Raw genomic sequence first — 15053 nt, forward strand, 5'->3', positions numbered from 1 at the left:
AAACGCACAGTTTAGAGCCATCAAACAGACGGGCTTTTGCGCAAGGCTGCATGGACTGAAAAACCTCTTCAAGAAAGGACTTGAGCACATGAAAAAGTTTGACCCTGATAATGAGCGTTTGAAGCTCGAATACCAGGATGTTCTGCGCCACGGTGAAGGCTTGGACCACAAGACCATCGACAAGGCCATGACCGCATTGCGCCAGTTCGAGCAAAGCACGGGCTGTAAGTCTTTCAAACGATTCAACAAGGAACAGGCGATAGCGTTCAAGGACTGGCTGGACACGGCGAAAAACAGCCGCACAGGCAAGCCCTTGTCCAGGGCGACCATCGGCACGACCCTGCGTGCGGTACGTGAGTTCTTTCGATGGGCAGGCGCGCAGCAAGGCTACAAACGTACGATTGGGCGCAGCGACTGGCGGTATCTGAAACCGTCACGCAAGGATGCTCGGGCGGCACAAGCATCGACGCCGCGCCTTGTCCCCGCCGTGGGTCATGTGCGACGCGCCTTTGACGCGATGCCCAGCGTCACGAGCCAAAACAAGCGCGACAAGGCCCTGATGGCCTTGCTGATTCTTACAGGTGCCCGAATTGGCGCTATCGCGTCTTTGCGCGTGAAACATGTCGACCTTGAGCGCAGGACCGTGTTTCAGGACGCGCGCGAAGTAGAAACCAAACACGCCAAGACCATGATCACCACGTTTTTTCCTATGGGTGAAGACTATGTTGCCGCGCTGGCGGATTATAACACTCACCTGATCGAAGACCTGATGTTCGGGCCAGAAGACGCCTTTTTCCCCAAGACGGCAATTGTGTGTGGCTCTAACGGTTTTCGGGCGTCGGGGCTTTCCCGCCTGCCATTCGCCAGCACGGGGCCGCTCAATGAAATCGTGAAAGAAGCCTTCACGTTGGTGCAACTGCCCGCCTACACGCCGCACAGCTTCCGGCATATGCTGGCCTTGCATGGCGACAAACTCTGCCCCACGCGCGAAACCTTCAAGGCATGGTCGCAGAATATGGTCCATTCCAGCGCCGTCACAACCGTTTCCAGCTACATGCCCGTTTCATCAGACGCCCAGCGCGAGATAATCCTTGGACTTGGAGACGGCAATTGAAAGGCAAAGCAAACATGTTTGCGTGAAGGCACCAGAACTAGACGCCGGTCGCCACCAGTGATCGGCGCTTGTGACCAAAGACTTGTGGGCGTGAACTGATCATCACGGCGCTTCACGAGAAGGTCGCAATGCGCAGAAAGCGGACTTTGCAAAGCTTTAAGAACGGCCCAAAGGAGACCTTCACCGATCCATTGATCGCTGCGATGCGGCTTCCGCATTGCAGACATTCGTGCAAAGTGCAGCATTTACGAGGGATTACACATTTGATAAGGGGGGAAAATTTAGCTTTCGCCTCCAGTACCCCAATGACTGTTTACTGCAGGGAACGAGATTGCAGTGAACATCGGCAGACGTGGAAAAAACCTCCTATTTCAAAGCGGTGTGACTTCGCCTATTCCTCAATAGGACCTGAAATGGCTTGCCAGATGATCTATTAGCGCTCGTACACGTGCGGTCAGATGGCGATTGGGCGGATAAAGCGCGTAAAGGCCGAAAATTTCTGTCTCATACTCGGGAAAAAGCTGTTCCAGCGATCCGTCCGCCAGACTCCGGGCAATGGCATATTGCGGACAGCGCGCGATGCCGAGCCCCGCAATCGCCATGTTCGCAATCGCGGCCGGCGCGTTGGCATGAAAGGCACCGGCCGTCTTGACCACAAAATCCCGGGCACCGGTGCGGAACCACCAGGCGGTGGCATCCGCCGGGTTTTCGTCGATCAGGCAGCTATGGGTGGCAAGCGCCATCGGATCGCCGGGATGGCCGTTGGCGGCCAGGTAGGCCGGTGATGCGCAGACTATCAGCGGCATATCCGCCAGTTTCCTGGCGATCAGGGTCGAATCCCGCAGCACGCCGATCCTGACGGCCAGGTCAAAACCCTCCTCCACCAGGGCGACCCTGGCATCCGAGAGCCTGAGATCGATGTCGACATCCGGATGCGCCTTCATGAAGGGTGCGAGGGCCTGGGTCAGATTGGTGCTGCCGAACCCGGTCGGTGCGGTCAGGCGGATCGGGCCGGCCAGAGCGGATTGCCTTTCTTGTACCAAGTCGTCGAGTTCGTCGATCTGTTCGACGATCGGGCGGCAGCGTTCAAGATAAGCGATCCCAACATCCGTGAGGGCGACGCTTCTTGTCGTCCGGTTGAATAACTGGGTCGAAAGCCTGCCCTCGAGCTGCGCCACATATTTGCTGACCAGCTTGGTCGAGAGGCCAAGACGTTTGCCCGCGGCGGTGAACGAGCCCTCCTGCGCCACGGCCAGAAAGGAGCGCATCGTATCAATCGTGTCCACTGCAACGCTCCTTCGTCGTTCTGTTGATGTGTATTATACCCAATTTGTTCATAGTTATTGAATAAAATATGCGATTATCAACGAATTGGCCATATGGCATGTTTCTGCCTGTGAGTACTTCACCCGTGCTCAGCCAAGGAAACCCCTCCGAAAGGTAAAACCCATGCCAAACGCCATCCGCATTCACCGTCATCCACTTTCCGGCCACTCGCACCGGGTCGAGCTTTTCGCCAAGCTCGGCGGCATCAATCATGAACTGGTCGATGTCGACCTGATGGCTGGCGAGCACAAGAAGGAACCATTTCTGTCGCTCAATCCGGCCGGGCAGGTTCCCGTCATCGAAGACGGGGACGTGACCGTTGCGGATTCCAACGCCATACTGGTCTATCTCGCGCGGAAATATGCCCCCAACTGGCTGCCCGCCGAACCCATCCGCGAGGCCGAGATCCAGAAGTTCCTGTCTCTGGCTGCCGGCGATATCGCCCATGGCCCGGCAGCCGCGCGGCTGGTCACCGTCTTTGGCGCCCAACTGGACGCCGAACGCCCCAAGGCGGTGGCCAAAGCCGCCTTCGCGCGTCTCGAAGCGCATCTGGAAGGGCGCGACTGGCTGGTCGGTGGCGCACCGACAATCGCCGATGTCGCGATCTACAGCTACACGGCGCATGCGCCCGAGGGGAACGTCTCGCTTGCCGACTATCCCAATATCCGCGGGTTGCTGAGCCGTGTCGAAGCCTTGCCGGGTTTCGTCCCCATGCAAGGCACCAAGGTCGGCCTGGCCGCCTGAGGAATCCATGCGCCCGGTCCGATGACCGGGCGCAGTCTAACCCGCCTGCAGTCACCAGATCGCCATCCCGGCGCAAGGAGAATTCCGATGCCTGACACCATTCAGAGCGACATCAGCATGTCCCCGTTCCACCAGGGCGAACACCTGGCTCAGGAACGGCTGGGAGTCCGCGGCATCGAAGACTGGGCACGACAGGTCGTCCGCGATCACCTGCCCGAACAGCACCGCGAGTTTCACACCGCCTTGCCGTTTCTGGTCGTTGCCGCGCGGGACGGACAGGACCGACCCTGGGTCACCTTGCTGGAAGGGCCCGACGGATTTATCACGTCGCCCGACAATCAGGCGCTTTCGATCGGCGCATTGCCCGGACCGGGTGACGCGTTGCACGACAGCATCCTGCCCGGCAGCGATATCGGCATTCTCGGCATCGAACTGGCCACCCGGCGCCGCAACCGCGTCAATGGCCGCGCGGCCGGGGTCACCGCCACCGGGTTCGATTTTCGTGTCGACCAGAGTTTCGGCAATTGCCCGCAATACATTCGCGAACGAAACTGGCGCCGTGAAGCAGGTGCCGTTCGCTGCCAAACCACAAGAGGCCGACGGCTGACGACCGAGCAGGCCCGGTGGATTGCGTCCGCGGACACGTTTTTCATCGCCAGCGGCTATCGCGGCGAGGGTGAAAGCGCGACCTTCGGGATGGACGCCTCGCATCGCGGCGGCGACCGGGGTTTCGTCGAGGTGCCGGATGACAGGCGGCTGCGGTTTCCGGATTACGCGGGCAACAACCATTTCAACACGATCGGCAATATTCTCCTTGATCCCAAGGCCGGGCTTCTGTTCGTCGATTTCGCAAGCGGCAGCTTTCTTCAACTGACCGGCAAAGCCTCGATCGACTGGGACAGCGGTGCGCTCGCCCGGTTTCCCGGCGCGCGCCGGCTGGTGACGCTGGAGATCGACGAGGTTGTCGAGACACGATCGGCAGCCAGCCTCAGATGGGCAACGGACGCGGATTCGGTCCGCTCAATCCGGCTTGTCGAAAAGACGCCCGAGAGTGCCGATGTCACCTCTTTCGTCTTCGAGGCGCGGGACGGCGGACCCCTGGCCGGGTTCGAACCGGGTCAGCACCTGCCGATCGAGTTGGACATTCCTGGGATCGGCGAACCGGTCAGCCGCACCTATTCGCTGTCCAACGGGCCGAATGAACATCGCTACCGCATCACCGTGAAACGCGAACCGAAAGGCATCGCCTCCCGGTTTCTGCATGACCATCTCGAACCGGGCGCGATCATCAACAGCCGCCGGCCCGCGGGGGATTTCGTAATGACCTGCAACAAGTGCCCGCTGGTTCTGGTCAGCGCTGGCGTCGGCGTCACGCCGATGATGAGCATCCTGCAGGCGGTTGCGGGCGAGCGAGGCAACCGCCCGGTCTGGTTCGTGCATGGCGCAAGAGACGTACAGCATCACCCGCTGGCGCTGGAGGTTCGTGACCTGGCGTCTAGCCGCTCGGGCATCACCGTGCATGTCGCCTACAGCCAGCCCGGCCTGGAGGACGAAATCGCGGTCGATTATGACAGTCACGGACGCATTGACGGAGCGCTGCTGGCGCGGCTGATCAACAATGTCGACGCGCATTACTTCATCTGCGGGCCCACAAAATTTATGGGCACATTGCAGGCGGATCTGCAAGGCCGGGGCGTACTCCCGGAACACATTCACACCGAAAGTTTCGGCCCCGCGGGGTGATCGCGCCCGATCAACCAAGACCGCCGGGGCCATAGCTCCAGGAGAAAAAGAAAATGGCTAAATCATATGATATTGTGATTATCGGTGGCGGCAATGCCAGGTTCGGCGTGTCGGCCATCGCCCACGAGGCGGGCAAGTCCATCGCCTTTGTCGAAGCGCGCGATTTCGGCGGCACCTGTCCCAACCGCGGCTGCACCCCTAAGAAAGTGCTGGTCGCCGCTGCCCACGCCTTGCATGAGATCGAGCAGGCCCCGGTGCACGGCATTAACGTCGGCGAACCAAGGCTCGACTGGGCCCGGCTGATCGAGCGGGAAAAGGACCTGATCGGCTTCATCCCGGACGCCATGCTCGGCCTGGCCGAAAAGCGCGGCGACGTTTATCGCGGTTTTGCCAGTTTCACCGGCCCTAACAGCGTCGAGGTCGACGGGCAGGTCATCACCGGCAAGGATATCGTCATCGCGACGGGATCAAGACCCAGGCCGCTACCGATCCCCGGCGCCGAACACATGATCACCTCGGACGAGGTTCTGTCGGACCCGACGCTGCCGGGCGAGGTCGTGTTCATCGGCGGCGGTGTCATCGCGATGGAGTTCAGCCATGTCTATGCGCGCGCGGGCGTCAAGGTGACGATCCTCGAAGCGCTGCCGCAGCTCCTGCCGCGTCTCGATGCTGATGCCGTAACCGCGCTTCGGGCTGAAACCGAGCGCCTCGGTGTGAGCGTCAAGACCGGGGTCTCGGTCACGGCGATCGAGAAGACAGGCGACTGTCTCACGGTGCAGTTTTCCCATGATGGCTGCGATCAAAGCGTCACCGCCGAGCGTGTCGTCAACGGCGCGGGCCGCATCGCCAATATCGACGGCCTGAACCTCGAGACCGGGGATATTGCGCATGACGGGCGTCGCATTCTGATCGACGACACGTTGCGTTCGACCTCGAACCCGTCGGTCTGGGTTGCCGGTGATGCTCTGGAACACTCCCCCCAGCTGTCTCCGATTGCGACTTACGAAGGCCAAATTGTCGGCCATAACATCGTCAACGGACCGACCAGAAATCCGGATTACAGCGTGATCCCGAGTGCGGTCTACACGGTCCCGACACTCAGCACGGTCGGGCTGAGCGAAGCCGAGGCCAAGGAGAAAGGCCTCGATGTCGCGGTGACGGTATCGGACATGTCGGGCTGGTTTTCCGCCAAGACCTATGCCGAAACAGCGGCCTGGTCGAAAGTGCTGGTCGACAAGACCAGCGACCGGATCGTGGGGGCCCATGTTCTGGGTCATCACGGCGAGGAACTGATCCATCTCTTTGCCATGGCCATGCGCCACGGCATTTCCGCCAGCGATCTCAAGACCTCGCTCTATGCGTTTCCGACCTTCGCGGCGGACCTCAAGTCCCTGTTCTGACGGCGTGGGCAAAGACACGTCACTTCAAGAAGGAGATTTACCATGCATGACAAGGTCTGTCTGATCACAGGTGTCGGCGATGGCACCGGCAGTTCCGTCGCACGCCGATTTGCGCGCGACGGCTATCGCGTGGCCCTGCTGGCGCGCAACAAGGACCGGTTGCGCGACCTTGAAAGAGAGTTGCCCGGCTCGAAGGCCTTTGCCTTCGACCTGGAGGATCTCGATCAGCTTGTCTGCGTTTGCCGACAAGTGAAGGAGGAGATGGGCACGCCCGAGGTGATCGTGCACAACGCCGTTCGCGCCACCTTCAAACCCTTCATGGAGGTCGACCCCACAGAACTGGAACGCAATTTCCGGGTCAACACCACAAGCCTGCTTTACATGGCGCGTGAACTGACCCCGGCAATGGTTGAACGTGGCAGCGGTGCCATCGTGGTCACGGGCAATACCTCGGCCTTGCGCGGGGTCCCCAATTACGCGCTCTTTGCCCCGACAAAGGCGGCCCAGAGGATCTTTGCCCAATCCCTGGCCCGGGAACTGGGGCCAAAGGGCATTCATGTAGCCTATGTGGTCATCGATGCCGCCATCGACACGCCCTGGACCCGTATGCCCTTCAACCCGGACGCGCCCGAAGATTTCTTCAGTAAACCCGATGCCATAGCAGAGGAGGTGTTCCATGTCGCCAATCAAGACCGATCTACTTGGTCGTTTGACGTAGAACTGCGACCCTACGGTGAAAAGTGGTGAGCGACGGACGGCCCTTACCAGCCATTCAACCATCCAAGGCTCCGGCCTTCCAATTTCCAGGTACCGGACATTGATGCGCGGCGCAGCAATCTTAATAAGCCAATGACGTATACGCAGACAAGCGGGCCGTTCGCAGCACCAGCTATCTTGTCAGCTGCTCGGGCCTGTTTTGCTTTGTCAGGCGCCTCGTATGATCCGTCCTTCGATCCAACGGGTCTGAGTTTGTTCGAACTGCATTTCAAGTCATAGAGATGCAGCCCGATGGATGGTGTGAGACGAGTTATGTCTACCGCAGGCTAAATGAACTCAATCTCCAGCGGAGGAATATCGATACCCTCCAGTGCGGTTTGCCAAACCTGTCCGGCCGAGACGTCGTAGGCGAGCGTGACACTTCCAATGGTCACAAATTCGCCTGGCAGCAGTTGCGGGTTGTTCGGATCCCGCGAGAGCAACTTCACCAGATGCGAAAGCGCCAGCCGGGATAGATGGACTGGACGACTTCGATGCCATGCGCCACCCAGTCAACGCATCTGAGAAGAGACGCCGCATCCATTCCAGGCTCGGGTGTCTTACCAAGGCCCAACGCGATCTCCGGTTCGATCTTTGGTTCGGTGGCCCGGGCAGCGGCAAACTGCCATGGCATGCCTTTCTCGGTCACCGTGGTGTCGAATAAATCGCCCCAGATCGGTGCATCGATCCCGAATTCGGGCCAGAGCCTCTTGTTCGTGAAGCCGAGCTTACGTCCCACTCGTCTCTCGCCGCGTGCTTCCCGAAGCGCCCTCAACTCCGCTGTCACCTCGTAGGCTCGCTCCAGCGTCAATCCCTCATTCCGGCCGCTAAATGGCGCCGTTTGCGCACCCGCATCCAAGCAGCCGAGTACAGTTTCTGCAATCTCAGGCACGAGGATCACCTTTCTCTTGTGTCGGGACGGCAGGTAGTGGCGGTAGTAATACAGACTGATCGGGTTTCCGATACTCCCAATGCCAGCCGTCGATCCGGGTTGGGATGATGGTCAGTACCAACTACGCCAAGACGAGCATTGTTACGGCGAGCAGAGCAAGCTCTACGGATGGATCAGGCATTCTTCAACCTACAAGATACTAAGTTCGCCTGAAAGCACAGCATTGAAGGCCAGCCTCGCCGAAGACCGCTTGGCTGAATGCTTATGTCACCGCTGTCGCAGCGTTCGACAACTTATCTTTACGATCGGCCATCGAAGAACGGCCCATACCAGTCATTGAACACCTTGTCAGAATGCTGCGGTCGCAGCCCTCATTGCTGCCATAAGCAATCCCAACAACCGTTTCTCGTGAGTTCTGGGATTACTGATCGCAGTTGTAGATCATGATTGCCGACGGGCCAGTTCATTGTGAAGAGTTCTGATTTAGTATCCATTGCCATCTATGGTAGCCGAGTATTCCAAGGTGGGAATTCGTCAGATGGTCAAAAAAGTTGAAGAAATCAGAGGAAGTGTAAACTCCCTGATCAGAACACTGGATGTGGGCGAAATAGCCGTCATACCAACGAGCCGGGAGTTGGTAGCAGTTATTGACCAAAAATTCGAAATGCCCGTTCAACTGCAGCGGTGGTATGCAGTCTTTTCGCGCGGAGATCATGTTTATGCTGTTGCTGACATTGATGGTAGGCGAATTTCGCTTCAGAGATACGTTCTGAAGCTCGAACATCCAGAGCGTTCATATGACGAGCTAAAGCACGTTTCGTTTGCGAACAAGCAGAGTTTGGATTGCCGGTTGTGCAATTTGGAGTACCGTATCGGGCGCCAATCGGTGATGCTAAATCGAAGGCCCAAGAAAGGCACTTCATCTCGCTACAAAGGAGTGATCAAATCGCTTACCTCAAATGGAGGCTTCAAGTGGCGTACGCAAATTAGGGGCAACTTTGGCACGATGAGCATCGGGACTTACGACGACGAACAATGGGCGGCAACAGTCTATGACGCTGCCGCCTATCTCGTTTTCGGGGGATCAGGGCACTACAATTTCCCAGAGACCTGTCCAAACGTTGACGCTTTGGAAATCGCGCGAGTGCGCATCGAGCGCTTCAGTTTGATGAAAAAAAGAAAGCAAGAAACAATAGACTAGCCAGGCTCAAGGCCGGCCCGGAGCTGCCGTTGACCATGCAGGTCCAATGCTGCAGCCCCAGCACGCACAGCCGACATTGGACAGGGGTGGGAAAGTTCTCCTGCTTTGCCACCGCAAATTTACACCGTGGCACGAAAGAGGCGGGCCGCAGCCCGCCCCAACTTCGTGGATATTTCACCTTATCGCGGGAAAGACCACGAGGCTTCTTCTGCTAGAAGATATACGAAGCGTGGTCTACTCTCCTTCTGACGTCAAGAGTTGAAGGGGATTTCATGCCGGTACGTTTTGCTTTCGATTTGGGAACGACATCCATTGGATGGGCAATCTATGACCTCGACGCAGCGCTTTGGGAAACGCAACGCAAAGGCAAACCTGTAGGTCTGTGCAACTTGGGGGTTCGCCTTTTCGACGACGGGCGGACGTCTGACGGGAAGCAGTCGAACGCTGCAGCACGGCGGGATCCCAGGTTGGCGCGACGCCAATACGGCCGACGGCTAACGCGGCGCGAGCGATTGAAAAACGATTTGGTTGAAACCGGCCTCCTGCCTACGGCTGGTCAGGCTCGAGATGTTTTGTTCACCTGCTCGCACTCCAATCAATCTTGTGCCGATGCAAGCGATGGTGACTGCCGCAACCCTTACCGGCTGAGGGCGCGCGCGGTCGCTGGCAAGATATCACTCTATGACCTTGGGCGCGCCTTGTGGCACATCTCTAAGCACCGAGGATTTGCGAGTAACCGAAAGACTGATCCGGATGAGAAGGACGACGGTTTGATCAAACGTGGGGCGAAGGACCTCGCAAAGAAGCTCAGCTTAGGCGGCCACAAGACCTATGGCGCCTACCTATGGTCACGTTTGAAGACCGGGGATGGTGTACGTGTCCGTCCGCAAGGCGAGGGTACGGAAAAACACTACGACTTCTATCCGACCCGCGATATGCTCGTGGCAGAATTTGATGCGATTTGGACAGAGCAGGCAAAGCACCATCCAGAATTAAACGAAACTGTCCGTGATCGTTTGTACGGCACCATCTTCTTTCAACGTCCGTTACGGCCGGTCATTCCGGGTCGATGTACCTTTTTCCCTGATAAGCCTAGGCTGGCGCGATGGCATCCCGCCGCGCAGGCGTTTCTGATTCTCCAGCAGCTTGGCAATCTTCGGATCATCCGCGACGGGGTTGAGGAGAGGCTTGATCTCGACAAGCACCGTGTCCTTTTCAACAGCCTGAATGGAGGGCAGAATCTAACCTGGACCGGGGTGCGCAAAACGCTTGGCCTTTCGTCAAGCAAGGGGTCAGACAAGTTAAACCTTGAGACGGGTGGCCTCAAACATCTTCACTTCAATCAAGTTGCTGCCGCTTTGCTAGGTACTAAACGAAAGCCCGGACCACTGGCGGATTTCTGGCCTGATTATGACACCACCACCCGCGAGAGCGTTCTGCAGAAGCTAGCCAATGCCGAAGATCCCGAAGCGTTGATCGATTGGCTCACCGGCACGCTTGGCCTCGACCCCGAAACCGCGTCTTCGGTCGAAAAGGTGCGCTTGCCGGACGGTCACCTGCGTTTTTGCCACGAGGCGACAGAGGCGATGGTTGCAGAAATACGCGGCGACGTCATCACCTACAACGAAGCCGTTGAGCGGGCACCGCTGCTATCCGGTATCGATTTCACCGACAGCCGACCAGAGAAGGGCCTCAACCGCCTGCCCTTCTATAACGAATTGCCCCATATACAGCGCCTCCTCGGAAATGGCACTGACAACCCAGACGACCCTCACGACATCCGGTTAGGCAAGATCACCAACCCCACCGTGCATATCGCCCTGAACCAGTTTCGTAGGGTCGTCAATATGTTGATCAAGGAATATGGCCATCCGGCCCAGGTGTTGCTGGAAGCCACCCGAGACCTGGGAAAATCGTCGCGGGAAAAGGACGAGATCGACAAGATGATCAAGGCCAATGAAAAGCGAAATAATCGTTTTCGCGCGGATCTGGAAGAAGCCGGCTATCTTGAGCCTGGCCAACGCGTGGGCGAAATGTTTCTCAAAATGCGGCTTTGGGAGGAACTCGGCCGCAATGTGGCGGACAGGTGTAGCCCTTTCACCGGCCGCCAGATCAGCCTAGTCGATCTTCATTCTGACGCGGTCGAGGTCGAACACATCTTGCCCTATGGCGAGACACTCGACAACTCGCCCCCGAACAAAACCCTAGCTTTCCGGGACGAGAACCGGCGCAAAGGCAAATTATCGCCGGGCGCAGCAGCGGAACGCGGCATTTTTGATCAAGAGCAGATGATTGAGCGCACCAAACACCTGCCACGCAACAAAGCCTGGCGTTTCCGGGCTGACGCAATGCAGGTTTTTGAAGAGCAAAAAAGCTTCGAAGATCGCCAGCTGCACGCCACAGGATATCTTGCCCGGGTGGTACGCAGCTATGCCGAAACCCTGTTCGATAAGACGGACCTTGACGGACAGGAGCGGCGTCATGTGTGGATTTTGCCGGGACGAATGACAGCTCTATTGCGCCATCGCTGGGGACTGAACCTCGGCGACCACAATCGCAAAAACCGCAACGATCACCGCCATCATGCTATTGATGCCGCTGTTATCGGGGTGATCGACCGAGGGATGATTGCACGGCTTCAAAAGGCGGCCAAACTGCACGAGGCGGACAACCTGGCGCGCGTCCTACCAGCGCCGCCCGAACCGTTTTCAGGCTTCAGAGATGCTGTGATGACTGCCATTCGCGACGTGCGGGTCAGCCACCGCCCACGTCACGTACATGCGGATAGTTCTGACCCGTCTCAGACCAGTGGCAGGTTGCACGAGGATTTTGCCTACGGGCTTGTCAAAGATGTTCCCGAAAATCAGGCCAACCTATCTATTGGCAATGGTAAGAAAGTGGTGGTGCGGCGAAAACCAGTTGCAGGGTTATCGCCAAAGGAAATTGCGCAGGTTCGCGACGTTTCCTTGCGAAATGACCTTCTGGAGGCCACGGCCCCGTCGCGTAAAACTGGATTGCCAACAAAGGAAGCGGAAAGGTTTCGGACGGAACTATTGACCGAATGGTCCCGCCAGACAGGTCACAAGAGTCTGCGTGTTTTGTCAGTAAAGGACAGCGTCTTGCCAATCCTTGGTAAGAATGGAAAACCAGAAAAATACATGGTCCCCGGCGAAAATGCCTGTCTGGATATCATCGAGGTTGAAGGTGTCTGGAAGTGCCACGCTCTGACGGTCTGGGATGCTAACGCGGGCCAACAGCGCCACTGGCGAGATCTTTATCCCAATGCCAAGTTTATCATGCGCGTCCACAAAGAAGACACGCTGCAGCTTTTTGACTGGGACGATGACGAAGGTGCGGTTGTTCCCGACAGCAATTCAATCAAACGTGTTGTTCGTCTCGCTCCAAGCAACAGTCGTATTTATCTCTGCGGATTGAATGAGGCTGGTGACCTGCAAAAGCGTCATGACGACAAGGAAGATGACTTTCGCTGGGATTTGGCTACAATATCAAAGCTGAAGGTGCGCCGCGCCCGTCGGGTGCGGATTGATGAGTTGGGGAAGGAACACACCATACCGCATGGTAAGGTGAGAGTTTGCAGGTGACTTATCGGGCCCGAAATGGAGGGTTCGATGGTAGGACGAATACTGGAGTTGGCGCGGGAAAACCTCGCCATCCATAAAGCGCGTGGTTTTCTGTCGGTGCGTCGGGAAGGTACCGAGATAGGTAAAGCGGAACTCGACGATATAGACGCCGTGCTGGTTTCGGGTCAGAGCTTAACCTGGTCCAACAGTGCTCTTGCCCATCTTGCCGCACAAAACGTGCCTGTCACCATCCTCGGAGCAAATTTCGCACCTGTGGCGGTCGTGCTGCCTTTGAACGGACATGGTGAACAGGCTTATCGTATGGCGGATCAGGCGGCTGCATCCAAGCCCTTGCGCAAGCAAATCTGGGCCAGTCTGGTCCGCCATAAGATCGCCGCACAGGCGGCTGCACTAGGCCGCCTTGGGATACCGTCAGAACGACTTGTACGACTTGTGTCTACTGTTCATTCGGGAGACCCAAAAAATTGCGAAGCGCAGGCCGCCCAAACTTATTGGCCGCTTCTGCTTGGCAAGAGTTTCCGCCGTGACACCGGGCAAGAAGGTGCCAATGCACTTCTGAATTATGGATATGCCGTGCTACGCGCAGCGACTGCTCGTGCCATTGTCTCGGCCGGACTGCACCCATCGCTGTCGGTACATCATCGCAGCGGCGGTGATGCATTGGCTCTGGCCGATGATTTAATGGAGCCTTTCCGCCCCACCATCGACCTGGCCGTATATACCTTGTTGGAGACCGGGATTGATCGGGTAGAAGATGGCCGGGGCGCTTTGGTCCAAACGCTTTCCACCCCCTTTTCAACCGATCAGGGTAGCTCACCTCTTTCGCAGGTTCTTTTACGTCTTTCTCAAAGCCTTGCCGGTAGCTTTGCATCAGGCAAAACCACCCTCGTATTTCCTCGGCAACCAATACCTCACAGCGCTTTTGCCGATGAATGATTTTCCCGCTCTATCAAAGTACAAAACCATGTGGATATGGACCTTATTTGATCTACCCGTTCTCACAAGCTCGGAGCGTAAGGCCGCGACACGTTTCCGAAACGATCTGCTCGATCTTGGTTTCCAGATGGCCCAGTTTTCGGTATATTTGCGTCATGCGTATTCGAAAGAAAAAGCAGATGTCATTGCAGCCAAGGTCGGTGATCTGGTGCCACCGTCGGGGCACGTCCAAATCTTATTTTTTACAGATCGACAATATCAGCTCACCCAGAGCTTTCAGGGCCGCACCAAAAGTGGACCGGAACAAAAGAAACCGGATCAGCTTACGCTCTTTTAGCCCTTCGATATCCGGAATTGCGCCGCAGAATGCAGAAAAAGACCCTGCAAACCAGAGGGTTGTGCAGGGGCAGTTCTAGCAGAAGAAGCCTCGCGGCCAAACCCGGACGGTCAGGCGCTTGTTGATGACATTGGCGCGAGTTCTAGCAGAAGAAGCCTCGCGGCCAAACCCGGACCTATGTGCCTGACGGGAAGGTTCTGAATGAGTTCTAGCAGAAGAAGCCTCGCGGCCAAACCCGGACGCGAAAACTGTGTCTGGGTCAGATACATTGGTTCTAGCAGAAGAAGCCTCGCGGCCAAACCCGGACTCAAGCGTGAATGTCACGTCTGCAGCACTGGTTCTAGCAGAAGAAGCCTCGCGGCCAAACCCGGACACACAAGCTGAGCGCGATAGTTCTGGTATCGTTCTAGCAGAAGAAGCCTCGCGGCCAAACCCGGACAACAGGTATGCGAATGAGGTCAGCCCAACGGTTCTAGCAGAAGAAGCCTCGCGGCCAAACCCGGACTAGAATTGCCTGATTGAGCTGGGTCTTGAGGTTCTAGCAGAAGAAGCCTCGCGGCCAAACCCGGACGGGCAGGTGCACCGCCCCCAGGTTGCTCAGGTTCTAGCAGAAGAAGCCTCGCGGCCAAACCCGGACAGGAATGTCGAGACTGAGGTTATGCGCATCGTTCTAGCAGAAGAAGCCTCGCGGCCAAACCCGGACTACGGCGGCTAAGGTCATTGCCCCGACCCCTGTTCTAGCAGAAGAAGCCTCGCGGCCAAACCCGGACGGGGTCTTCGGTCATGCCGAGCTGCTGCCAGTTCTAGCAGAAGAAGCCTCGCGGCCAAACCCGGACTGCAGAGGCGGAGCTGATCACGCTGATGGAGTTCTAGCAGAAGAAGCCTCGCGGCCAAACCCGGACGCCAACACGCAAAACGGCATTAACCTCCGGGTTCTAGCAGAAGAAGCCTCGCGGCCAAACCCGGACGTCAACAGTGATGCCGCGTGTCTCGGTCACGTTC

Annotated in this window: 12 protein-coding genes and 1 CRISPR repeat array (1 of these 13 cut by a window edge); of the genes, 9 read left to right on the forward strand and 3 right to left on the reverse strand. The window is 57.5% G+C overall.

Annotation, left to right across the window (positions count from 1 at the left end; translation table 11 throughout):
- The first annotated feature begins 88 nt into the window (after positions 1–88).
- Positions 89–1114, forward strand: coding sequence for a tyrosine-type recombinase/integrase (locus Q1A52_RS08470; RefSeq protein ID WP_300013519.1), 1026 nt, complete (start codon positions 89–91; stop codon positions 1112–1114).
- Positions 1115–1512: 398 nt separating this feature from the next.
- On the opposite strand, the gene Q1A52_RS08475 is transcribed toward Q1A52_RS08470, so the two are convergent.
- Positions 1513–2400: a LysR family transcriptional regulator gene (locus Q1A52_RS08475; RefSeq protein ID WP_300013522.1), complete on the reverse strand. Its 888-nt coding sequence runs from the start codon at positions 2398–2400 to the stop codon at positions 1513–1515.
- 163 nt (positions 2401–2563) lie between these two features.
- Between Q1A52_RS08475 and Q1A52_RS08480 the strand changes: the two genes are divergently transcribed.
- From Q1A52_RS08480 to Q1A52_RS08495, 4 genes are all read left to right on the forward strand, one after another.
- The gene (locus Q1A52_RS08480) at positions 2564–3184 is read left to right on the forward strand and encodes a glutathione S-transferase family protein (RefSeq protein WP_300013525.1); all 621 of its coding nucleotides are present in this window, start codon (positions 2564–2566) and stop codon (positions 3182–3184) included.
- Between the two features lie 87 nt (positions 3185–3271).
- The gene (locus Q1A52_RS08485; protein WP_300013528.1) at positions 3272–4927 is read left to right on the forward strand and encodes a pyridoxamine 5'-phosphate oxidase family protein; all 1656 of its coding nucleotides are present in this window, start codon (positions 3272–3274) and stop codon (positions 4925–4927) included.
- A gap of 53 nt (positions 4928–4980) precedes the next feature.
- Positions 4981–6327, forward strand: coding sequence for an NAD(P)/FAD-dependent oxidoreductase (locus Q1A52_RS08490; RefSeq protein ID WP_300013531.1), 1347 nt, complete (start codon positions 4981–4983; stop codon positions 6325–6327).
- A gap of 42 nt (positions 6328–6369) precedes the next feature.
- A complete protein-coding gene (locus Q1A52_RS08495) occupies positions 6370–7074 on the forward strand; it encodes an SDR family NAD(P)-dependent oxidoreductase (RefSeq protein ID WP_300013535.1) in 705 nt (234 codons plus the stop codon).
- 296 nt (positions 7075–7370) lie between these two features.
- Here the strand turns inward: Q1A52_RS08495 and Q1A52_RS08500 are convergent, their stop codons facing one another.
- Both Q1A52_RS08500 and Q1A52_RS08505 read right to left on the reverse strand, forming a co-directional pair.
- A complete protein-coding gene (locus Q1A52_RS08500; RefSeq protein WP_300013538.1) occupies positions 7371–7532 on the reverse strand; it encodes a hypothetical protein in 162 nt (53 codons plus the stop codon).
- On the reverse strand, positions 7529–7822 hold the full coding sequence (locus tag Q1A52_RS08505) for a hypothetical protein (RefSeq protein ID WP_300013541.1): 294 nt from the start codon (positions 7820–7822) through the stop codon (positions 7529–7531). Before Q1A52_RS08505 ends, Q1A52_RS08500 begins: the two co-directional genes overlap by 4 nt.
- A gap of 655 nt (positions 7823–8477) precedes the next feature.
- Here Q1A52_RS08505 and Q1A52_RS08510 point away from each other — a divergent pair.
- From Q1A52_RS08510 to cas2, 4 genes are all read left to right on the forward strand, one after another.
- On the forward strand, positions 8478–9176 hold the full coding sequence (locus Q1A52_RS08510) for a hypothetical protein (protein WP_300013543.1): 699 nt from the start codon (positions 8478–8480) through the stop codon (positions 9174–9176).
- Between the two features lie 272 nt (positions 9177–9448).
- Positions 9449–12778, forward strand: coding sequence for a type II CRISPR RNA-guided endonuclease Cas9 (cas9, locus tag Q1A52_RS08515; protein ID WP_300013546.1), 3330 nt, complete (start codon positions 9449–9451; stop codon positions 12776–12778).
- A 27-nt stretch (positions 12779–12805) separates the two neighbouring features.
- Positions 12806–13714 carry a type II CRISPR-associated endonuclease Cas1 gene (cas1, locus tag Q1A52_RS08520; RefSeq protein WP_300013549.1) on the forward strand — a complete coding sequence of 303 codons (909 nt, stop codon included), beginning with the start codon at positions 12806–12808 and terminating at the stop codon, positions 13712–13714.
- Positions 13707–14051 carry a CRISPR-associated endonuclease Cas2 gene (cas2, locus tag Q1A52_RS08525; protein WP_300013552.1) on the forward strand — a complete coding sequence of 115 codons (345 nt, stop codon included), beginning with the start codon at positions 13707–13709 and terminating at the stop codon, positions 14049–14051. Before cas1 ends, cas2 begins: the two co-directional genes overlap by 8 nt.
- 72 nt (positions 14052–14123) lie before the next feature.
- Positions 14124–15053: a CRISPR direct-repeat array (repeat unit 36 nt; unit sequence GTTCTAGCAGAAGAAGCCTCGCGGCCAAACCCGGAC); it runs 428 nt beyond the window's last position.

The sequence above is a fragment of the uncultured Roseobacter sp. genome (assembly GCF_947488185.1).
Classification (GTDB): Bacteria; Pseudomonadota; Alphaproteobacteria; order Rhodobacterales; family Rhodobacteraceae; genus Roseobacter.

What these genes read in the sequence shown, in the direction of transcription:
- Q1A52_RS08485 (WP_300013528.1), top strand. Translation starts at nt 3,272, where the DNA reads ATGCCTGACACCATTCAGAGCGACATCAGCATGTCCCCGTTCCACCAG.
- cas2 (WP_300013552.1), top strand. Translation starts at nt 13,707, where the DNA reads ATGAATGATTTTCCCGCTCTATCAAAGTACAAAACCATGTGGATATGG.
- Q1A52_RS08510 (WP_300013543.1), top strand. Translation starts at nt 8,478, where the DNA reads ATGGTAGCCGAGTATTCCAAGGTGGGAATTCGTCAGATGGTCAAAAAA.
- Q1A52_RS08470 (WP_300013519.1), top strand. Translation starts at nt 89, where the DNA reads ATGAAAAAGTTTGACCCTGATAATGAGCGTTTGAAGCTCGAATACCAG.
- Q1A52_RS08495 (WP_300013535.1), top strand. Translation starts at nt 6,370, where the DNA reads ATGCATGACAAGGTCTGTCTGATCACAGGTGTCGGCGATGGCACCGGC.
- cas1 (WP_300013549.1), top strand. Translation starts at nt 12,806, where the DNA reads ATGGTAGGACGAATACTGGAGTTGGCGCGGGAAAACCTCGCCATCCAT.
- Q1A52_RS08480 (WP_300013525.1), top strand. Translation starts at nt 2,564, where the DNA reads ATGCCAAACGCCATCCGCATTCACCGTCATCCACTTTCCGGCCACTCG.
- Q1A52_RS08490 (WP_300013531.1), top strand. Translation starts at nt 4,981, where the DNA reads ATGGCTAAATCATATGATATTGTGATTATCGGTGGCGGCAATGCCAGG.
- cas9 (WP_300013546.1), top strand. Translation starts at nt 9,449, where the DNA reads ATGCCGGTACGTTTTGCTTTCGATTTGGGAACGACATCCATTGGATGG.